General features: G+C 40.5%; 18 protein-coding genes and 1 riboswitch. Of the genes, 7 read left to right on the forward strand and 11 right to left on the reverse strand.

Annotated features, from left to right (window positions below; genetic code table 11):
* The first annotated feature begins 89 nt into the window (after positions 1–89).
* A complete protein-coding gene (gene hflX, locus KH893_RS07575; protein ID WP_281165546.1) occupies positions 90–1,340 on the forward strand; it encodes a GTPase HflX in 1,251 nt (416 codons plus the stop codon).
* A gap of 54 nt (positions 1,341–1,394) precedes the next feature.
* On the opposite strand, the gene KH893_RS07580 is transcribed toward hflX, so the two are convergent.
* The 4 genes from KH893_RS07580 to KH893_RS07595 form a co-directional block, all read right to left on the reverse strand.
* Positions 1,395–2,192 (reverse strand): DUF6681 family protein, encoded by a 798-nt coding sequence (locus KH893_RS07580; protein WP_281165547.1) that lies wholly within the window; start codon positions 2,190–2,192, stop codon positions 1,395–1,397.
* A gap of 15 nt (positions 2,193–2,207) precedes the next feature.
* A complete protein-coding gene (locus tag KH893_RS07585) occupies positions 2,208–2,672 on the reverse strand; it encodes a hypothetical protein (protein WP_281165548.1) in 465 nt (154 codons plus the stop codon).
* A gap of 69 nt (positions 2,673–2,741) precedes the next feature.
* Positions 2,742–3,179: a Fur family transcriptional regulator gene (locus KH893_RS07590; RefSeq protein ID WP_281165601.1), complete on the reverse strand. Its 438-nt coding sequence runs from the start codon at positions 3,177–3,179 to the stop codon at positions 2,742–2,744.
* 63 nt (positions 3,180–3,242) lie between these two features.
* Entirely contained in the window at positions 3,243–3,797 is a 555-nt protein-coding gene (locus KH893_RS07595; protein ID WP_281165549.1) for a guanylate kinase, read from the reverse strand.
* Between the two features lie 120 nt (positions 3,798–3,917).
* Between KH893_RS07595 and KH893_RS07600 the strand changes: the two genes are divergently transcribed.
* The 6 genes from KH893_RS07600 (at position 3,918) to KH893_RS07625 (ending at position 11,056) form a co-directional block, all read left to right on the forward strand.
* Entirely contained in the window at positions 3,918–4,085 is a 168-nt protein-coding gene (locus tag KH893_RS07600) for a hypothetical protein (protein WP_281165550.1), read from the forward strand.
* 186 nt (positions 4,086–4,271) lie between these two features.
* A complete protein-coding gene (locus tag KH893_RS07605; RefSeq protein ID WP_281165551.1) occupies positions 4,272–5,669 on the forward strand; it encodes an APC family permease in 1,398 nt (465 codons plus the stop codon).
* 90 nt (positions 5,670–5,759) lie between these two features.
* On the forward strand, positions 5,760–8,165 hold the full coding sequence (locus KH893_RS07610; protein ID WP_281165552.1) for a Xaa-Pro dipeptidyl-peptidase: 2,406 nt from the start codon (positions 5,760–5,762) through the stop codon (positions 8,163–8,165).
* A 66-nt stretch (positions 8,166–8,231) separates the two neighbouring features.
* The gene (locus KH893_RS07615; protein ID WP_281165553.1) at positions 8,232–9,137 is read left to right on the forward strand and encodes a proline-specific peptidase family protein; all 906 of its coding nucleotides are present in this window, start codon (positions 8,232–8,234) and stop codon (positions 9,135–9,137) included.
* 196 nt (positions 9,138–9,333) lie between these two features.
* Positions 9,334–10,650 carry an MATE family efflux transporter gene (locus KH893_RS07620; RefSeq protein WP_281165554.1) on the forward strand — a complete coding sequence of 439 codons (1,317 nt, stop codon included), beginning with the start codon at positions 9,334–9,336 and terminating at the stop codon, positions 10,648–10,650.
* 13 nt (positions 10,651–10,663) lie between these two features.
* Complete coding sequence (locus KH893_RS07625) at positions 10,664–11,056, forward strand: VOC family protein (RefSeq protein WP_281165555.1); 393 nt, start codon at positions 10,664–10,666, stop codon at positions 11,054–11,056.
* A 105-nt stretch (positions 11,057–11,161) separates the two neighbouring features.
* On the opposite strand, the gene KH893_RS07630 is transcribed toward KH893_RS07625, so the two are convergent.
* The 7 genes from KH893_RS07630 to addA form a co-directional block, all read right to left on the reverse strand.
* Entirely contained in the window at positions 11,162–11,920 is a 759-nt protein-coding gene (locus KH893_RS07630; protein ID WP_281165556.1) for a 3-oxoacyl-ACP reductase, read from the reverse strand.
* On the reverse strand, positions 11,917–12,147 hold the full coding sequence (locus KH893_RS07635) for a DUF2829 domain-containing protein (protein ID WP_281165557.1): 231 nt from the start codon (positions 12,145–12,147) through the stop codon (positions 11,917–11,919). The genes KH893_RS07630 and KH893_RS07635 overlap by 4 nt, the downstream gene beginning before the upstream one ends.
* A 12-nt stretch (positions 12,148–12,159) precedes the next feature.
* Positions 12,160–12,651 carry a QueT transporter family protein gene (locus KH893_RS07640; protein WP_281165558.1) on the reverse strand — a complete coding sequence of 164 codons (492 nt, stop codon included), beginning with the start codon at positions 12,649–12,651 and terminating at the stop codon, positions 12,160–12,162.
* A gap of 5 nt (positions 12,652–12,656) precedes the next feature.
* Positions 12,657–12,704: riboswitch (PreQ1 riboswitch) on the reverse strand.
* 165 nt (positions 12,705–12,869) lie between these two features.
* Positions 12,870–13,685: a Cof-type HAD-IIB family hydrolase gene (locus KH893_RS07645; protein ID WP_281165559.1), complete on the reverse strand. Its 816-nt coding sequence runs from the start codon at positions 13,683–13,685 to the stop codon at positions 12,870–12,872.
* Positions 13,686–13,706: 21 nt separating this feature from the next.
* Complete coding sequence (locus tag KH893_RS07650) at positions 13,707–14,438, reverse strand: TerC family protein (protein ID WP_281165560.1); 732 nt, start codon at positions 14,436–14,438, stop codon at positions 13,707–13,709.
* A 26-nt stretch (positions 14,439–14,464) separates the two neighbouring features.
* The gene (locus KH893_RS07655) at positions 14,465–14,836 is read right to left on the reverse strand and encodes a helix-turn-helix domain-containing protein (protein ID WP_345803729.1); all 372 of its coding nucleotides are present in this window, start codon (positions 14,834–14,836) and stop codon (positions 14,465–14,467) included.
* Between the two features lie 104 nt (positions 14,837–14,940).
* Positions 14,941–18,660 (reverse strand): helicase-exonuclease AddAB subunit AddA, encoded by a 3,720-nt coding sequence (gene addA, locus KH893_RS07660; RefSeq protein WP_281165562.1) that lies wholly within the window; start codon positions 18,658–18,660, stop codon positions 14,941–14,943.

Below are 18,660 nucleotides of genomic sequence, written 5' to 3' on the forward strand. Positions count from 1 at the left end.
TCATAAAAGTCAGCTTTCTTAATTAGGCTGGCTTTAAAACCTCAATTTTTAATAAAAGATGCTACAATTAAAATAATCAGGAGGAAATTATGACAAAAATTATCATTACCGGTTTAAATTTAACAAACGAAAATTTTGAATACTCGATGCAAGAATTCACCAATTTAGCGCAAGCTGCTGAAATGGATGTTTGCCAGCAATTGACCCAAGCAGCAGATCATCCTAATGCTGGAACTTATTTAGGTAGTGGTAAAGTTGTTGAATTAGCAACTGCTATTCAAGCCAATCAAGCTGAGGCATTATTAGTCAATGCTCAGCTATCACCAACCCAGTTAAGAAACATTGAATCCCTAGTCAAAGTCCCCGTTATTGATCGAACTGAATTGATTCTAGAAATTTTCTCTCGGCGAGCGCAAACCAAACGTGCTCAGTTGCAAGTCGAAATCGCTCGCTTAAAATATCAATTGCCGCGCTTGCGGGTCTCCGGTTTTAATAAACTTGATCAACAAAGTAGCGGAGGTCAAGGAGCTAACCGTGGAGCCGGTGAAACACAGCATGAGTTGACCAAGCGGATTCTGCAAAAAAGGATCACGCAATTGACTCATCAATTACAGGAACTTGCCACTGAGCAAACTACTCAAAGTCGAGCTCGCAAGCGATCTGGTTTGCCATTGGTTGCTTTGGTTGGTTACACTAATGCCGGTAAGTCGACTACCTTTAATGGCTTATTGAAACTTTTTGGTGAAAAAACTGCCCACCAAGTTTTGGTCAAAGATCAACTTTTTGCAACCTTAGACACCTCGATTAGAAGACTGACTTTCCCCGATCAAAAATCATTACTGCTCAGCGATACCGTCGGCTTCATCAGCCAATTACCAGCTGATCTGCTGGAAGCTTTTAAAACTACATTGGAAACCGTCTTAGAAGCTGATCTCTTAGTCCAAGTTGTTGATTGCAGCCATCCAGAACATGAAAAAATGATTGCTGCTACGAATGAAACACTTCATGAAATTGGAGCCGATACGATTCCAATGATTTACGCTTATAACCAAGCTGACAAATTAGAAATTGCTTATCCCGTCATTGAAGGGCAGCAAATTACTTACTCCGCAATTGATTCAAAATCTTTGAAGATGCTGGCTGATCTTTTAAAACAGCAATTGTTCAAGGGCTATCAAAAACTTGATTATTTGATACCTTACACTGCGGGAAGATATGTTGAAGAACTCAATCAGCAAGCTCATGTTTTAAATACCAGCTACACTGAAGAAGGAACTTTACTGCATGCTGAAGTCTCACCTGTTCAAGCTCAAAAATATGCTCGTTTCCAAAAACACTAATCAAAAAGACCTGATAATCAAAACAAGTTTGTTTTGATTATCAGGTCTTGGTTTTTATTTAGGCCGATACGCTAACTCAACCTTAAGTTTAAACATTTTTTCTTCTTTCATAACACTTGAACGTCCAGTAAACTTGATTGGACCGCCATAAATAGCTGCTGCAGCAACAAACAATTGATATTTTTCAGCTGCTTGTTCAGCCGGCATCAAACCAACTGTTTTAATTTGACCAAGTTCTTTTTTTTCAATTTGATTGACACCACCAACTAAAAATAACTTTTTACCTCGCTGTTGCAGTTCAAAATACGGCAGTGCAATTGGTTCTGGTAAAATTGCAACTGTCTCGCCCGGCTTTTTAGCTCGTAAAATATCACTATCACTTAAACCGCCATAATCTAATTGTAAGTAATTCTGCGCAGCTAACTGCTTAACAATTTGATTTAAGCTGTTCTTCTCCGCAACTGAGAACACTAATTCAGCTGGTAAGACCTGTTCATTAGTAAATAGGCCATTGGTTTGTACATAACCTGGCCGTAGACGACTAACCGTCTTAGGCTCTGATCGCGGCTGTAAATGTAATTTTGCTTCTATCCATGGGGTAAAGTCTAAACGTGAATTTTTTTTGGTAAGGTAGTAAATAACATTCAGATATGCTAAATATGCCAACCCCAAGAAGGCCAGAATAAATAACAGCCCACGAAACCAAAATCCATTGGCAAAGAAACGTGAGGCTACATATAGTAAATAAAAATCGCCAATTGATCCCAATGCCGTATAAACCTGATTTTTCAACCGGACATTCATATTGATATAGCCGAGATAACTGCTGATCATCCCAATAAAACTAAACACACTGCTTCCCTCCTATTACTGGTCTTGACTAGGTGTTTTAGCATTTGAAGAACTGGAAGTACTTGCCTGTTGCTGATCCGTCGGTTGACTGCTAGATGTTGACGAAGGCTGACTGCTGCTGGACTCTTCTTTTGGAGTTGAACTGCTTTGTTCATTTTGATTTTCGGTTTCATTTTGCTGACTTGACGATTCTTGAGCTGAGCTTTTAGCTGATGTTTGACTAGTCTCCTGACTTGATTGATCTCTAATAGAAGAAGTTTCTGATGTATCGCTTGAACTTGATTTGCTTCCGTCATCTTTGACTGAACTAGCTGAACTTGATGATTCAGGCGCACTACTGCTAGTAACTGAAGAAACTCGAGCAGATCGTCCTTCAGAAGTATGAGTAGCCGTATTAACTACAACGTTTGTTGCACCTAAAGCCAAAACAATCGACATAATAGCAAAAGGCGTAATAAATGGTGGCGTTGAACTAGCCATCTAAATCGCTCCATTTCTAATAAATTCCATTACTGAATAAATTAAGACATTTCTTTTGAGAATGCAAGGTTATTTTTTTGAATTTTTTGCTAAGTTTACACATTTGGCACATAAACCGTACAATTCAAAATGGTGACCATCAATTTGACAGCCTGGCAACTGTTCCGCGAAAAAATCCATTGGACACATTTTGAGTTCTTGAACTTGACCACATCGACGACAAATAAAATGATGATGATGCTGATGAACAAAATCACATTGATATTTAACCATCGTGCTGCCGTTTTTAGTCCGTTGTTCCACGATTCCCATTTCATCAAATTCTTTAAGGTTACGATAAATTGTATTGTGACTCATTCCAGGATACAGTTGGTGTAAATATTCATCAACCGTTGTAATATCAACATATTGGTTGCGAAATCCGCTTAAATATTTTAATAAGCTTTGACGCTGTTTAGTAATTCGATAACCATTTTTTTGCAGAATTTTTATTGCTACATCGACCAATGCTTTCATGCTCCTCTTTAAAAGATAACAATTACTATTAGCTTAAGTATACCACAGGCCAATTTAGTTGTCTGAATGCACGTTTGCTTGGGCTAACAGCTGTGTAATCAATTTGAGCGTTTTTTCCCACTTGTTATTTTCTAATAGCCAGCATTTACCTTGCAATCCCGCTGGCAATTTTGAGTCACGTTGCCCCTCGCGACTTAGCAAATGTGAACGGCCATCAACTCCACGTTGCAGCAATCGCTGATTTAACTGCCATGATGAACTAATTATATACCAGCAGATTGCTTGACGACCGAGCTTCTGTAAATAAGTTTCCGCTCCCTTGGTATCAAGGATGATCACTGCCTGATCAGCAGTCGCCCAAACAGCATTCAAGGCTTCCAGCGAGGAACCATACCAATGATGATCGTACTTAACGTATTCCAAGAGCTGATGAGTGAAAAATGATTTCTCGGTTTCAAAATAATAATCCCGCCCAGTCTGTTCGTTAGGACGAGGAACTCTAGTCGTGTGGGTAATGACCCGTTTAAAACCATAGGCTTGCACTAAATAGTTAGCAATTGTTGTTTTCCCGACTCCTGGTGGTCCACAAAGAATCAATATTTTTTTCATTAACCTGACTCCTATGCAAAAAATTTGAAAAAATCTCCACTCCGTCCTAAGTTGAAGTTGTGGTAGTCGATCCTTAAATAGATTGTACTACCATTATTAATATTTTTAGGAGGGAGTCCGATGAATTTTTGGAAAAAGAATCACAGATGGTATTCTTTAGCCTTAGATACCAAAAAACAAGTTTTTATTGCTCAAGCAAATGCTGACCCGCAGTTAAAAGTTGAAGCTTCAACAATTGAGAGCGCCTTAGATCAATTAAAGCAATTAACAAAAGATACTCATGAATAAATTCAAAGTTGCTTTGATCAGCGGTTTTTTGTTCAAGCCATCACCTTGATTTTACAATTAGGGGGTGGCTTTTTAATTGTTTTCTTAGCTAAACTTAACTTTAAAAATACATTTGACATTTTACTTTAATTATGGGTAATATCATTGAGTATAACATTTTATTCTTAATTAAAGAGGGGATTCTAGTTGAGTCTTAAGGAGCGGATTTTCAGAAAAGAAAGTTTGACTCGCTATCTGGATAAAGATGGGCGTTTAGCAAAATCAATGGGTGCTGGTGATTTAATCGCACTAGGGATCGGTGCAGTAATTGGTACCGGGATCTTCATTCTTCCGGGAACAGTAGCAGCTTTACATAGTGGCCCAGGAATTATTCTTTCCTTTGTAATTGCGGCGATTGTTTGTTCAACGGCTGCTATGTGCTATGCAGAATTTTCTTCGGCTTTGCCAATTGCGGGAAGTGCTTACTCATTTGGCAATGTAGTTTTTGGAGAAATTATCGGCTGGTTTTTAGGTTGGGCTTTGATTCTTGAATACATGCTGGCGGTCGCAGCTGTTTCTACTGGCTGGGCAGCTTATTTTAACTCATTTCTCGCTGGTTTTGGGATCAAGCTTCCCCAAGCTATCAGTGGTTATTTTGATCCGGCTCATGGGTCATATGTTAATTTAGTTGCCATTTTAATTGTCTTATTGATTTCATTTATTTTATCCCAAGGAGTCAAGACTTCAGTTCATATCAATAATTTAATTGTTTTGATCAAAATCGCAATTATTATCATTTTCTTGCTGGTTGGAATGTTTTATATTAAACCAGCTAACTGGCATCCTTTCTTGCCATTTGGAATCAACGGTGTCTTCACTGGTGCCAGCCTGGTTTTCTTTGCTTATTTAGGTTTTGATGCCGTTTCAGCCTCTGCTGCTGAAGTTAAAAATCCTAAGAGGAATATGCCAATTGGAATCTTGGGAACTTTGGTCATTTGTACAATTCTTTACATTTTGGTTTCGATCGTCTTAACTGGGATGGTCTCTTACAAGAAATTAAATGTTGCTAACCCCGTTTCTTTTGCTTTGCAATACGTCAATCAAAATTGGGCCGCTGGAATTATTTCCTTGGGTGCTTTAGCCGGAATGTTTACCATGATGGTCACCATGATTTTCAGCAGTTCTCGGTTGATTTATTCCATTGGTCGTGATGGCTTATTGCCAAAATTTCTTGGTGAAGTCAGCCCTAAACACCATATCCCTAGCAATGCGATGTTGATCGTTACGATTGTGATTAGCTTGATGGGCGGCTTTGTTTCTTTGGACCAACTAACTAATTTGGTTAATATTGGAACTTTAATTGCCTTCACTTTTGTTTCAATCGGCATCATTCCACTACGTAAACGTCAGGATATTCCTAACGAAGATGGTTTCAAAGTCCCACTTTATCCGATCTTACCAATTATTTCCGCTTTGTTATGTATCTTAATGATGACTAAATTATCAATTGAAACTTGGGTCGCTTCGATCATCTGGTTTATTATTGGCATGATTATTTACTTTAGCTATGGTATTCGCCACAGTCAATTAGCCAAAAAAGATTAATGCCAAATATTAGCTGTCGCTTAGTTTAAAACTAGGTGACAGTTTTTTTGCTATAATGATGCTAATAAATGGATTCCTTGGAGGCTTATTATGTACAATAATCAATTTGCTCGTTTAAAATTATCATTACTCGCTAAAATTGCTGAGCTGAAAAAAATTAACTTTTTAGATGATCAGCTGCTGACCTTGCATGATCCCACTGAACTTTGGCAACAATTCATTGGCAAAGCTTTCCCACAAGCAAAATCTTTAGCAGCTAAGCAAGCCAAGCTCGCCTCTTTAGCTGCTACTGCGGATGAGAACTTATTGACTTATTTAAAAAAAGGTCAACGCGTCACTGCCACTAGTTTTTATAATGTTGCTTTACAGTTGCTTGGGTTTTTGCCAGTAACCGATTTTGAACTTGATCAGCCGTTAAAAATGATGCGTCAAACCAATCTGCCCTATAGCGAAACGCTAAAAACGGTCCAAGATGTAATTGCTGCTTGGTATGATCTATTGACTACTTCAACTAAACTAGGCCAAACTTGGTTAGACAAACTAGCTGGCAGTGGTTATTTTGCTAAGTGGCAAAATGTCACCCAACCGCTTTTCTTCAACGGCAAAGCGCAGCCAATTTTTGCAACTTCAAAATTGCTTTACGAAACGGTGTATGTCGAAACTGATTTAGATACTGATGAAGATGGTCAGGCTGATTTAGTCAAAGTTGATCTGATCCGGCCCAGCGAAACGCAAACTGGTTTGCAGGTACCAGTCCTCTTCACAGCCAGTCCATACAATCAAGGGACCAATGATGAAGCTGCTGATAAATTGATGCATAAAATGAACGTTCCGCTGACCCATAAAAAGCCTGGCAGTGAAGACTTAACACCTCCAAAGTTCCCAGCAGCCGCTCCCACAAAGCGAACCGTCAGTGAGGTAACGCCAACTGCGCAAGAAACCTTTAGTGATGAGTTTGGCTACAGCTTAAATGACTATTTTTTAGCTCGTGGTTTTGCCGTTGTTTATTCGGCTGGCATCGGAACTAAAGATTCTGACGGTTTGCGAACTTGCGGTACAGCCGCTGAAACGCAAGCGGCCAAAGCCGTCGTCGAATGGCTGCATGGCGATCGTGTTGCTTTTGTCAGTCGCTCTTCTCAGCAAGCAATCAAAGCCTGGTGGTCAAATGGTCAAGTTGCGATGACCGGGAAATCATATTTGGGGACTTTGGCTACTGCAGTCGCTACGACCGGGGTTAAAGGATTGAAAACGGTAATTGCTGAAGCCGCTATTTCCAGCTGGTATGATTATTACCGTGATGGCGGCTTGGTTGTCGCTCCTGGTGGGTTTCCTGGTGAAGATGCTGATGTTTTAGCTTTAGAATGTCAAAGTCGCCAACAAGTTTATGGTGATTTTTTGCGTGTTAAACAAACAGCTGCCCAAAAGCTGAGTGCCATCTCCACTGGTCAAGATCGCTCTAGTGGCAATTACAACGCATTTTGGGATCAGCGCAATTACTTGAAGGACTTTTCAAAAATCAAAGCCGATGTCGTGTTAGTTCATGGTTTAAATGATTGGAATGTCAAGTTGCGTAATGCCTATCAAGCTTGGGAAGAACTGCAGAAATTACCGATCAGTCAAAAATTAATTTTGCATCAAGGCAAACATATCTATATCAATCATTTGCGGTCACTGGATTTTACCGATTTGATGAATCTTTGGCTGTCATACGAATTATATGGGGTCGCTAATCAGGCACCACAGATTATCCCCCAAGTTTTGGTTCAGGATAACACGCAAGTCGAAAAATGGCAAGCTTATGCGAACTGGTCCGCAGCTAAAACCACTAAGCTCTATTTGCAGCCAGCCCAATTAACTACTGACCGGGCTGCTCAACAAGTCGTCAGCTTCAAGGATCAATTACCAGCTGAAAAGTTTGCTTTTTATCAACAGCAGTCAACTGTCTGGAAACACGATCTGCTTGAACCTAAGTCAGCTTCGCCGTTGCAGAATCATAAGTTGATCTTTACCAGTCAGCCGTTACCGCAAGATGTTTTATTACGCGGGGTACCACACGTCAAACTGAAAGTCGCGGTCAATAGTGATCACGGCTTACTAAGCTTGATGCTGGTCGATTATGGTCAAGCTAAGCGACTCCGCTCAGAGACCAGTGTTCTGTCAATGGATCGATTACAACTGGGATACCATTGGCAAACCGCCAGCCCAGTTGATTTTCGGTTAGAAAAAAATCCCAGCCCTTGGAAAATGCTCACCAAGGGTCATCTAAATTTACAAAATCGCCAGCATCCTTGGCAAGTTGATGAATTAAAAGCCAATACTTTCTACTCACTTCAAGTCGATCTGCAACCAATGTTTTATCATTTGCCAGCTGGACGCCAATTAGGTTTGATTGTTTATGCGACCGACTTTGGCATGACAGTTTGCGGTAATCAAGAGCTGACATATTCATTACAACTGGCAGATTGTCAATTAGAACTGCCGGTAAGTAAACTTTGATCTTTGTTTGCAAATTAAAATCTATGCTATGATTGATTTAAACTTACTAGGAATCAGGTGGAAAAAATGAAACAGGGAACTACAATTTTAACTTTAAATAATGGCTACCATCTCTGGACTCATACTGAAGGCCAGGGCAAAATCAATTTACTTTGCCTGCATGGCGGCCCAGGTGGCAATCATGAATACTACGAGAACTTTGCTGACCAGCTGAAAGATCTCGGAGTTCAAGTAACCATGTATGATCAATTGGGATCATGGTATTCTGATCAACCAGATTTTTCCAAGCAGGAAAACGTTGATAAGTTTTTAAATATGGATTATTTCATCAATGAGGTCGAAGAGGTTCGTCAAAAACTCGGACTTGATCAATTTTATCTGATCGGCCAATCTTGGGGGGGAATTTTAACTCAAGAATATGCCTTGCGTTATCAAGAACACCTTAAAGGGATCATTATTTCCAGTATGACAGATAATATTGCTGAATATGTGACCAATATCAACGCAATCCGCGAAAAAGAATTTTCGACGGCCGATCTAGCTTTCATGAAGGAATGCGAAACAAAGAACAATTATGATAATCAGCGTTATCAAAACCTGATTGACGAGCTGAATCGTGGTTACGTTGATCGTAAACAACCGCCGGCCATTTCACATTTGACTAATACAATGGCAACCAAAGTCTACAATTACTTCCAAGGCGACAATGAGTTCGTCATTACTGGCAAATTAAAAGGCTGGGATCGGCGCAACGAGATCCATAACATCCAAGTTCCAACGTTATTAACCTTTGGTGAACATGAAACAATGCCGCTAGCAACCGCTCGACGAATGGCTCAAGCGTTGCCACACGCCCGCTTGGTAACAACTCCTAACGGCGGTCATCATCATATGATCGACAATGCACCAGTTTATTTTGATCATTTAAAGCAATTCTTACGTGATGTGGAAAGTGGAAATTTTACTGATTGATCATGAGGCATCGAGTTCAAATACTCGGTGCTTTTTGATTAGCTGGTTGGGTCTGATTAGCTCAATCAGCGGATTTTTGTTATAATAATTTTCAAAATGTGAAGACAAAATCGCCGGGTTTTGTAAAAAAATAACGTTGGCAGTTGACAGGCGATCCTCGGATAGAGACTGACAACAAATTGGGAGGTTATTTTTTTTGCAACAGCCATCATTATTGCGTGAGAGCACTGGATATATTTTACGAAATATTGCTGCTTCACTGGGAATTTCACTTTATGTGATTATTGATACTTTATTTATTGCGACTGTTGCCGGCTCAATGGGCTTGGCAGCCTTAAATATCGTTTTACCGGTGTTTAATTTTATTAGCTCAATTGGTTTGCTGTTAGGAATTGGCGGTTCAACGATCTATTCCATGAATAAACTACGCCAACCCCAAAAAGTTGCCAGTCTTTATGGTCAGTTACTGATCTTCGGCGTGATTTTGGGAATTGGTTTTACTTTGATTTGCAACCTAGCCACCCGGCCGTTATTATTGCTGTTAGGTGCTAACCAGCAAACCCTGCCACTGGCGAGCAGTTACTTGCGTATCATTTCATTAAGTGCCACTTTTTATATCATTAATTATCTTTCAGTTAATTTTGTCCGAAATGATGGCAATCCCCGGTTAACAATGCTGGCAACTTTATCAGAAGCCAGTCTAGTGATCATTTTGGATTATTTGTTTGTGTTTGTTTTTGGATGGGGAATGAATGGTGCTGCTTGGGCCACTTTATTTTCGCCAATGATCAGTTTATTGATTTTGACGCGCCACCGAAAATTTTCGAGCCGCCAGCTGCAACTCATTTTGACTTGGCCACGCTTAAATAATCTCTGGCGAACAGCTAAATTGGGCTTCCCTTCTTTTTTGACCGAAATGAGTACGGGAATCAGCATTTTAGTTTTTAATCTGGTACTAGGAAAATTAGCTGGCAATTATGCAATTGCAGCTTATGGAGTGATTGCCAATACTGCTTTAGTACTTTTAGCTTTCTTTAATGGAGTGGCCATGGGGATTCAGCCACTGATGGCGCGCGAATTTGGTCAAAGACATTGGCTACAGATCAAAGCGATCCTGAAAGAAGGAATTATAATTTGCCTTTTGATTGCTTGTTTAGGCTATTTAATTCTTTTAATATTTAAATATCCAATCATTGCTTTATTTGATCAAAGTCACCAGACTCGTTTGATCAGTTATGCTGCAGCTGGAATCCCGCTTTATTTTATCAGCACCTTCTTCACAGGAATCAATCTCTGCTTGATGATTTTCTTGATTGCGATCAATCAGCCAAAATATTCCTTTTTCTTATCGCTAAATCGTGGCTATTTGATTTTATTACCAATGATCCTGCTAGCGGGAAAGCTGGCTGGCTTGCAAGGGGTCTGGCTAAGTCTGCCACTCACAGAACTGATTGTCCTACTTCTTGGTAGCCTATTTGTCCGTAACTTTTTGAAAAATCCACCACTAAATTAAGGAGTTCTAACTAATGAAAATCAAACGTATTGATCATCTGGTTTTAACAGTTACTAACATTGCTAAAGCCATTCGTTTCTACCATGAAGTTTTTGATATGCCAATCATTAATTTTAACGGCCAAAGCGAGCCAAATTGCGTTCGTTGTGGTCATCAATTATTAGAGTTTCAAACCACTAACCAGTTGCAAAAATTAACTGCAGCTCAGCCAACCAGTAGCAGTGCCGCAATTTGCATTGTTAGCGGTGACAAGCTTGAGGACATTTGTAATCACCTTAAAAGCTACTACATTCCAATCATCGCTGGCCCAGTGGAACAAGTTGGCTCCGAAGGCAAAATGACTGCAATTTATATTCATGATTGTGATCAAAACTTGATTGAGATCGCCAGTTACAAAGATCGTTAATTAATCACCCTTCTGCAGATTTTAAAATCAACAAATAAAAAACCAGTCTCAGATTGACAAACTGGTCTTTTGCTAATTAAAATTATCTTTCAACATTCTGGTCACTTATTTTTCAAGCCAACCACCATCAATAGGCAAAACAACCCCATGAATATAATCAGCTGCTTGGCTGGCTAAAAAGAGCGTTGCCGCAGCAACTTCACTCGGCTGAGCCCAGCGTTGGGCCGGTGTTTGTCGCGCAACGGCTTTAGCCATGACTTGCTCACCAGCAAAATCAGCTTGATTCATTGGTGTTTGAATTGCTCCGGGAGCTAAACAGTTAGCTCGAATTCCAGCGGCCGCGTAATCATAGTCTAATTGCTTAGTATAACCAATGATTGCATGTTTAGCAGCTGTATAAGCTGCTCCCCCACCGCCAGCAACTAAGCCGGCGATCGAAGCCATGTTGATGATCACTCCCTGTTTTTGATCGAGCATTGCCGGTAAAAATTGATTGGTCAAGCGAAAAACGCTTTTCAGATCCGTGTCCAAGATCTGATCCCACAATTGTTCTGTTGTCTCCAACGTTGGCCGATAAGCATCCAAGATTCCTGCTGTATTCAGTAAAATTCTGACTGCTCCATCAGCAAGAATTTCTTTAGCCGCTGCTTTGATAGTGGTCGCTTGACTGACATCACAGTTTAGGAAATGGAATTGTTGCGGATAGTTTTTTTGAAACGCCTTAACCAAGGCACTTGATTTTTGATCTAAGCCCCAAACTATCGCTTGCCGCTTCAAGAATGCCTGGGTTTGAGCCGCCCCAATTCCAGAGGCGACGCCCGTGATGACGATCCTTTGACCTTTAAATTCCGAAAATTGACTCATTGTTCATCAACTTCGATCCAATCAGTTGCCAATAGATCACAAGTTGTCGGCTGAAACATTGACCAAGCCGGTTTTTCTGCCGTTTTGATCAAAAAGTACGGATTAACTGCCTGACTGGCAAATTTTGGCTGAGTTACTAACAATATATACTCTTCAGAACCTTGCCAATTTTGACGAACCAACTTCTTGCCTTGTCTTAAAAGCGGCAATGCCTGTTCAAATGTCATTTTTTCACCTACTTACTTGGTTAAATCGATTTTAGTACTGATGATTCCAATTAAAATTGCACCGAGGATCATTGACCCTAATTCACCAAGGGCAACGCTTAAATAAGTTACCCAAAATGGTGCTTGACTAACTAGATGTAGTTCTAAAGCCACACTCCAGACTGAAATTGTACAAATTATAACAGCAATTGCTAATTTTTGCCATTTCTTATCTACAAATTTACTTAGAAAGTAACTAATTGCTGTCATTACTAATGTTCCTAGTGAGCCGAAAATGACATCGACCGCCCCTAAACTCGACCAGAGATTAGCGATCACACAGCCCAAAGTCAAAGCCCAAATATAGCGTTTATTAAAGACAGCTAAGTTATTCAGCATTTCTGATAAACGAAATTGCACCGGACCGTAGCTGAACATAATTAAAGCGACAGTTAAAACAACGTAAATGGCAGCTACTAAAGCTGCTTTGATCAAACCAACCAATTTTTGATGTGAATTATCCAATTTGATTCCCCCTAGTTTTTTTTAATGGTGGGATGGTTTCGAACCACCAGGACGCTTAAGACGCCGATGAAAATTATACCAAAATAAGTTGAAAAGATAAAGTTGACCGCCAATCAATCGTTTTTAGCCTGCCAAATAATAAAAATCATGAAATCAGTGCTTGACTTTTTGATTCAAGCCTTGATTTCATGATTTTTAAAACAACGCAAATTAAATTTTCACAGGACAAATTTTTTAATTGCTTCCGCAACGGCCCCGTGATTATTATCAGCTTGAGTAATATATCCTGCGACTTGTTTAACAAACTTCTTGCCGTTAGCAACACAAACACCCAGACCGGCTTGTTCGATCATTGGCAGATCGTTGCCATTATCACCGATCGCCATGATTTCTTCCGGTTTAATTCCCAGCTTTCTTCCCAATTTGAGCACTGCTTGACCTTTATCAGCCGTAATTGAATTAAACTCAATATAACGATCCGATGAAAATGTAATATTCATTGGATAAGCAAAACTGGCTTGAACTTGTTGACGCATTCGTTTTCGTTGCTCTTCAGCAGGAAGCAAAAAAATTATTTTCATCAATTTAGCCGATTTCAAAAAATCCATTGTTGGCCGATGGCACTCGCTCCAAGTATTAACCCTGCCAGTAATGTATGAAATTTCAGCTGCGTTGATGTTCCAAATGTATAAACGATCTAACGTATAAACATGCACGCAGCACCCATAGCTGATCCCAAGCTCAAAAAGTTGCTTAACCACTTCAAAAGGCATTGGTTGCGTCTGCAAAATCTGATTTAGATAATTTTCAACGATTGCCCCACCATTATAGGAAATTACAAATTCATTTTTTTGCTGGAACAAACCTAATTGTTCCAAATTATGCTGCACCGTCAGGAAACTGCGCCCAGTGTTTGGCACAAAATGAACCCCCTGAGCAACTGCTGCTTTGATAGCCTGCTGATTATCAAACGTGATTTGTTTATTATCTGTCAGCAACGTCTCATCTAAATCACACGCAATTAATTTATACATTATAAAACTCTCCAATCCCGCTTATTGTCGTAAACGACTGATGATCACCGTAACAATAATTGCTCCAAAAACAATGGCCGCAAAAATTCCGGCTGGGATTTCAATATCGATCATTGGAATTGATAAAAACAACTTAACCGCAATCACGGCAATCAAACCGTATGCCATGACTTCGAGTTCTGGAATGACCTTCATTAGTTTGATGATCACCTCAGCAACTCCACGCATGCATAAAATCCCAATTATCCCGCCAATCAACACGATCACAGGGTTGCTCGAAATTGCCAACGATGCTAAAACAGAATCGATTGAAAAAACAATATCCATCATCTCAATTGAAATCACAACTGACCAAAAAAGTGATAAACCGCGCTTTTTGCTGGTTTTCTGTTCTTTTGATTGTGGTTGATGCGGATGAAAACGCCGATAAAAATGATTGAGTGATAAATACATTAAGTAGCCCGCACCTAAAATTTTTATTTCCCAGAAATTGATCAAATACGTTCCAATTCCGATAATCAAAAAACGGAAAAGATAAGCTCCCCATAGGCCATAAAACAATGACTTTTCCTGTTGAACTTTAGTTGGCAACACTTGGGTCTGAGCTGCCAAGACGATAGCATTATCAACTGACAGCAAACACTCGATCAAAACCAGCGATAAGATAATCAACCAATCTTCACCTGATTCGATCACTGTTGACCAATTCCCCAAATCAAAAAATGGCCCATAAAGTTTTGTAATAATTTCCAACAAAGGTCTCCTTCTCTATATCTAAGCTAATTAAGTGGCAAAGTCAAGTCACTCTGGTCGGCAGCTGCCTGTTTTTTGGTTTTGATCGGATGCCGTCCGCGCAAGTAACTTTTGATCAAGCCATAGACTTCTTGACGCTCCTTAGCTGATAATAAATTACCTTCTAATGTTAACTGCGTATTCATCGCAAAAATATCAGCCAAATCAAGTTCTTGATAAGCCCGACCAACTAAAAAATCAACTGACACGCTAAAAAAGCACGCCAATTTTAAGACCTCCAGATAAGATGGCGTATTGATCCCTCGCTCCCAGCTGCCAATTTGTGGCCCAGAATTTGGCTTGCTGCTGACTGAAAAATCCATTGCATTTAATTGCTTGGCCAGTTCATTCAAAGTCAAGCTGCGACCCCTCCGTAATGCTTTTAATCTCTCAGGAAACATGGCGTCACTCCTTTCTTTTAAGCATAACACCATCACGACAAAGCTGACCTGCAAATAGCTAACTAAAGTTCGACTAATTGATCGGCGGCCAGTAAATACAGATACTTATGATCGACTGATCGGTGCAAAATTTTTTCTAGCGCTTGGCTGTACAAATTCAGTTGTCCTCGATAACGCTCACAGATTTGCTGTTGCTTGGTTTGATCATGTGGCAAAACAAAATCTGTTTTATAATCAAACAGCAATACCTGGGCGGCTGTTGGCAAGAAGCCATCAATGATCCCGTGAACCAAGATATCAGCAGAATTTTTAGCAACTGGCAGCAATAACGAAAATGGAACTTCCCGTTCAACTTGTTGCGGATGAGCTAACAGCTGCCGTCCTAAAGAACTGGCAAAAAAATTCAAAATTTGCTGACGATCAATCTGAGCAGCAATCGGCGGCTCGATCAGCCCTTGATTGGTCAACTGCTGAATCAAGGTTTCAAGCGACTCTTTAGTTGGCAACTGACTTAAAGAAATTTTTTGCAAAACTAAATGAACTGCTGTCCCAATTTGTGTTGCCGCTGGCTGCTTGGCAGTCGCCATAAATTGTGGCAATCGCAAATCATTTGAAACCAGCCGACGAGCTTGCGCAGGTGGTGTCGGCCGATCGACCTCCATAAAATCTAATTCCTTTTCATCAGGATCATTAAATAATCGTTTAATTTCCGAAACCGACTGATAAGCTGTTGTTCGGGTCAGTTGCCAATCAGGATAAACGTAATTCAATTGTCGCTTAATTGTGCTTAATTGTTGCTGATCCGCTGGGGAAATAGGCGATGCTGATCGGTCGGGTCGCTGATCAGGCTCAATTGCTGCTTGATCTGAGTCGATCCATTTCAACAAAAAGCTAGTTTTAAATTCCGTTAATTGTGGCAGCTGCACGGTTAATGGCTGATCAGTCGTCAAGGTCTTAAAATCTGGATGGCGAATCAAACTGGCCCCGATCCAATCCATTAAGGAACTAGGTTTTTGCCTCATGCTATCTGGCAAAAGCAGCTTAGAACTGGCTTGAGCTGCGGTCCAATTACTGATTGCCTGTTGAGGATCAGCATAAGCACCAGTGATGATCAACTTTTGTTTGGCTCGCGTTAAGGCAACGTACAGCAGCCGCATCTGCTCGGCGGCTAGTTTAATTTGAGCTTGATCATCAAACAATAATTTTGGCAGTGTTGGAACCTTAACTCGCGTCTTGGGATCCAACCAAGTGATACCAATTCCACCAGTTTGATTGAGCTGATAGCTACGGCGCAAATCTTGCTGATTGATTTGATGAGTTGCATTGATCAAGAAAACGACCGGGAATTCCAAACCTTTGCTGCCATGGATCGTCATCACTTGAACCGCATCTAGGGTTGCTTGGGCTGGAGCAGCAGCTAAATCATGCTGTTGCTTTTGCATTCGTAAAATAAAGCGAATAAATTGAAATAATCCCTGATAACTCATTTTCTCATAGGCACTGGCCCGCTGATACAGCGCATGTAAATTGGCTTGGCGCTGGATTCCTCCTGGCATACCACCAACGTAATCCAAAAAGCCAGTTTTATCATAGATCCGCCAGATCAAAGCTGCCAATTCGTTACGCCGAGCAAAGGTCCGCAAGTCTTGTAATAACTTGATAAACCAGTCAACTTTTTGATACAAGCGCTGACTAAAACCATTGGCCTGCTCTGGATCAAAGCTTTTCCAAAAGTGCAAAACCGAAGTGTAATAATCATCGGTCCGATCATTGATTCGCAAATAAGCTAACTCATTTTCCTTCAAGCCAACGATCGGTGAACGTAAAACGCTGACGAGCGGAATGTCTTGGTATGGATTATCAATGATCTGCAAGAAAGAAACCATAATTTGGATTTCAATGGTCTGAAAGTAATTTTGAGCATCTTTGATTATAACGGGAATTCCTAATCGTTGAAATTCATCGAGAATCATTAAATTATTATTTCTAGTTGGCACCAACAGCGCAATGTCTTGATACTCAATTGGGCGAACAGTAGTTTTCCCTGCGACAACTGTCTTGATTTGCAAAGGTTGCTGCTTTAATTCCAAGATTCGTTTGCCAATGAGTTGGATCTCACCTTGAGTTAAACTCTTAGCCGAAAAATCTGACTGGTAAGGTTCCATAGTTGGTGCTGGTTGAGCTGACATTGCTCGCGTTTGATCAGTATACAACAATATCTCAACTGGATCTGCTGGCAGATCATCATAATACTTGGCTCCGTATTTCAGTTGCGCAGTTTGATAGTAATCGATCCCACCAATTTTTTCATCCATTAACTGTGAAAAAATCAAATTATTGAATTCGTCGATCGTTTCACTGGAACGGAAATTGTCCGGTAAAGTAATCAACTGACCCAAGGCTGGTGTTTGCTGATAACTGTGAAACTTGTGCAAGAACATGGTTGGGTCAGCCTGGCGGAACCCATAAATTGACTGCTTAGCATCACCGACCATAAAAAGATTGCCGGGCTGGCTTTGCGCAATGGCTTGCAGAATTGCTTCTTGCAGCTGATTAGTATCTTGATATTCATCGATCATAATTGCTTGATAATGCTGCTGCAAATCAGCTCTGACTTGCTGACCGATCGGCGTTGAAGTCGTTAGAATCTGATAAGCTAGATGCTCAATGTCACTAAAATCAAGGAGCTGACGCCGCTGCTTAGCTTGTCGAAACGCTGTCATAAAATCTAAGACCGTTTGACTTAGTTCAGCCACCAGTTGCTGAGCATGATGTGCAACTTGCTGTAATTGGGTTTCATTTTGGCTGAAAAAGCCAGTCTTTAATTCCTCAAACTCTTTTTTTAAAGCTTGCCGCTGTTTAGTCAATTGCATCTTTACCGGCTTTTGTTCATCAGTTAATTTTTGCGTTGCCAAGCGGGTCGGCTTGAAGGCCCAAACAGCCGCCTGCAGATTATCCCAGTTGGCCGTTGTCAGCTGCATTTTCAACTCCATTACTTGCTGCTGATCAGTCGTAACTGCGGCCCCAAATTTTTCTAAACCATTTTCAGTTGCCCGCTGTTTTAGTAAACCAAGCTGCGTTTCAATCATCGTTAGCTTAGTTTGTAGTAGTGGTGCTAATTGCTTTTGATAAAAACTGCTTTGTTTAAAATCGCCATTTTGCGGCCAAGCATAAGCTGCTGGCAATTTTTTGACCCAAGTAACTGGCTGGGGCTGGGCATTGGCATATTCAAAAACTTTCATCACAACTGCGCTCAAGCCATCATCGCTGCGATCATTCGAAAAGTTCTGCGTCAACTGTTCAAAAGCTGACCGTTGCTGACCATATTTTTTTTCGCGTACCTGTGCCCAAACGTCTTCTGCCAGCATCTGCCGTTCAGTTTCATCCGTTAACTGTCGAAAAACCGGGTCTAAATGGATCACGTAATAATATTGTTGGACTAAATGCAAACAAAAAGCATCAATCGTACTGATAGCGGCTGTTTTTAACTTTAAACGCTGCTGTAATAACCATTGTTTGCGTTGGGCATCTTTAGCTGTCAACTGAGCCAATTCCACCTGCAAGGCTTGTTCAATCCGTTCTTTCATTTCCGCAGCAGCCGCTTTCGTGAAAGTCACCACTAATAACTGATCGATTCCGACTTGCTGTTGAAGTAAATTTAAAACCCGCTCAACTAAGACTTTGGTTTTCCCCGAGCCAGCTGACGCGGCAACTAGAATGTTTTTCCCACCCGTTTTGATTGCTGCTTGCTGCTGGGGAGTATAATTGATTTTTTCAGGCAA

Source organism: Liquorilactobacillus sicerae, assembly GCF_029916425.1.
GTDB lineage: Bacteria > Bacillota > Bacilli > Lactobacillales > Lactobacillaceae > Liquorilactobacillus > Liquorilactobacillus sicerae.

Bases quoted from the DNA above. Each gene is read 5' to 3' on its own strand.
- hflX (WP_281165546.1), top strand. From the start codon at position 90: ATGACAAAAATTATCATTACCGGTTTAAATTTAACAAACGAAAATTTT.
- KH893_RS07585 (WP_281165548.1), bottom strand. From the start codon at position 2,672: ATGGCTAGTTCAACGCCACCATTTATTACGCCTTTTGCTATTATGTCG.
- KH893_RS07595 (WP_281165549.1), bottom strand. From the start codon at position 3,797: ATGAAAAAAATATTGATTCTTTGTGGACCACCAGGAGTCGGGAAAACA.
- KH893_RS07600 (WP_281165550.1), top strand. From the start codon at position 3,918: ATGAATTTTTGGAAAAAGAATCACAGATGGTATTCTTTAGCCTTAGAT.
- KH893_RS07610 (WP_281165552.1), top strand. From the start codon at position 5,760: ATGTACAATAATCAATTTGCTCGTTTAAAATTATCATTACTCGCTAAA.
- KH893_RS07615 (WP_281165553.1), top strand. From the start codon at position 8,232: ATGAAACAGGGAACTACAATTTTAACTTTAAATAATGGCTACCATCTC.
- KH893_RS07625 (WP_281165555.1), top strand. From the start codon at position 10,664: ATGAAAATCAAACGTATTGATCATCTGGTTTTAACAGTTACTAACATT.
- KH893_RS07630 (WP_281165556.1), bottom strand. From the start codon at position 11,920: ATGAGTCAATTTTCGGAATTTAAAGGTCAAAGGATCGTCATCACGGGC.
- KH893_RS07635 (WP_281165557.1), bottom strand. From the start codon at position 12,147: ATGACATTTGAACAGGCATTGCCGCTTTTAAGACAAGGCAAGAAGTTG.
- KH893_RS07645 (WP_281165559.1), bottom strand. From the start codon at position 13,685: ATGTATAAATTAATTGCGTGTGATTTAGATGAGACGTTGCTGACAGAT.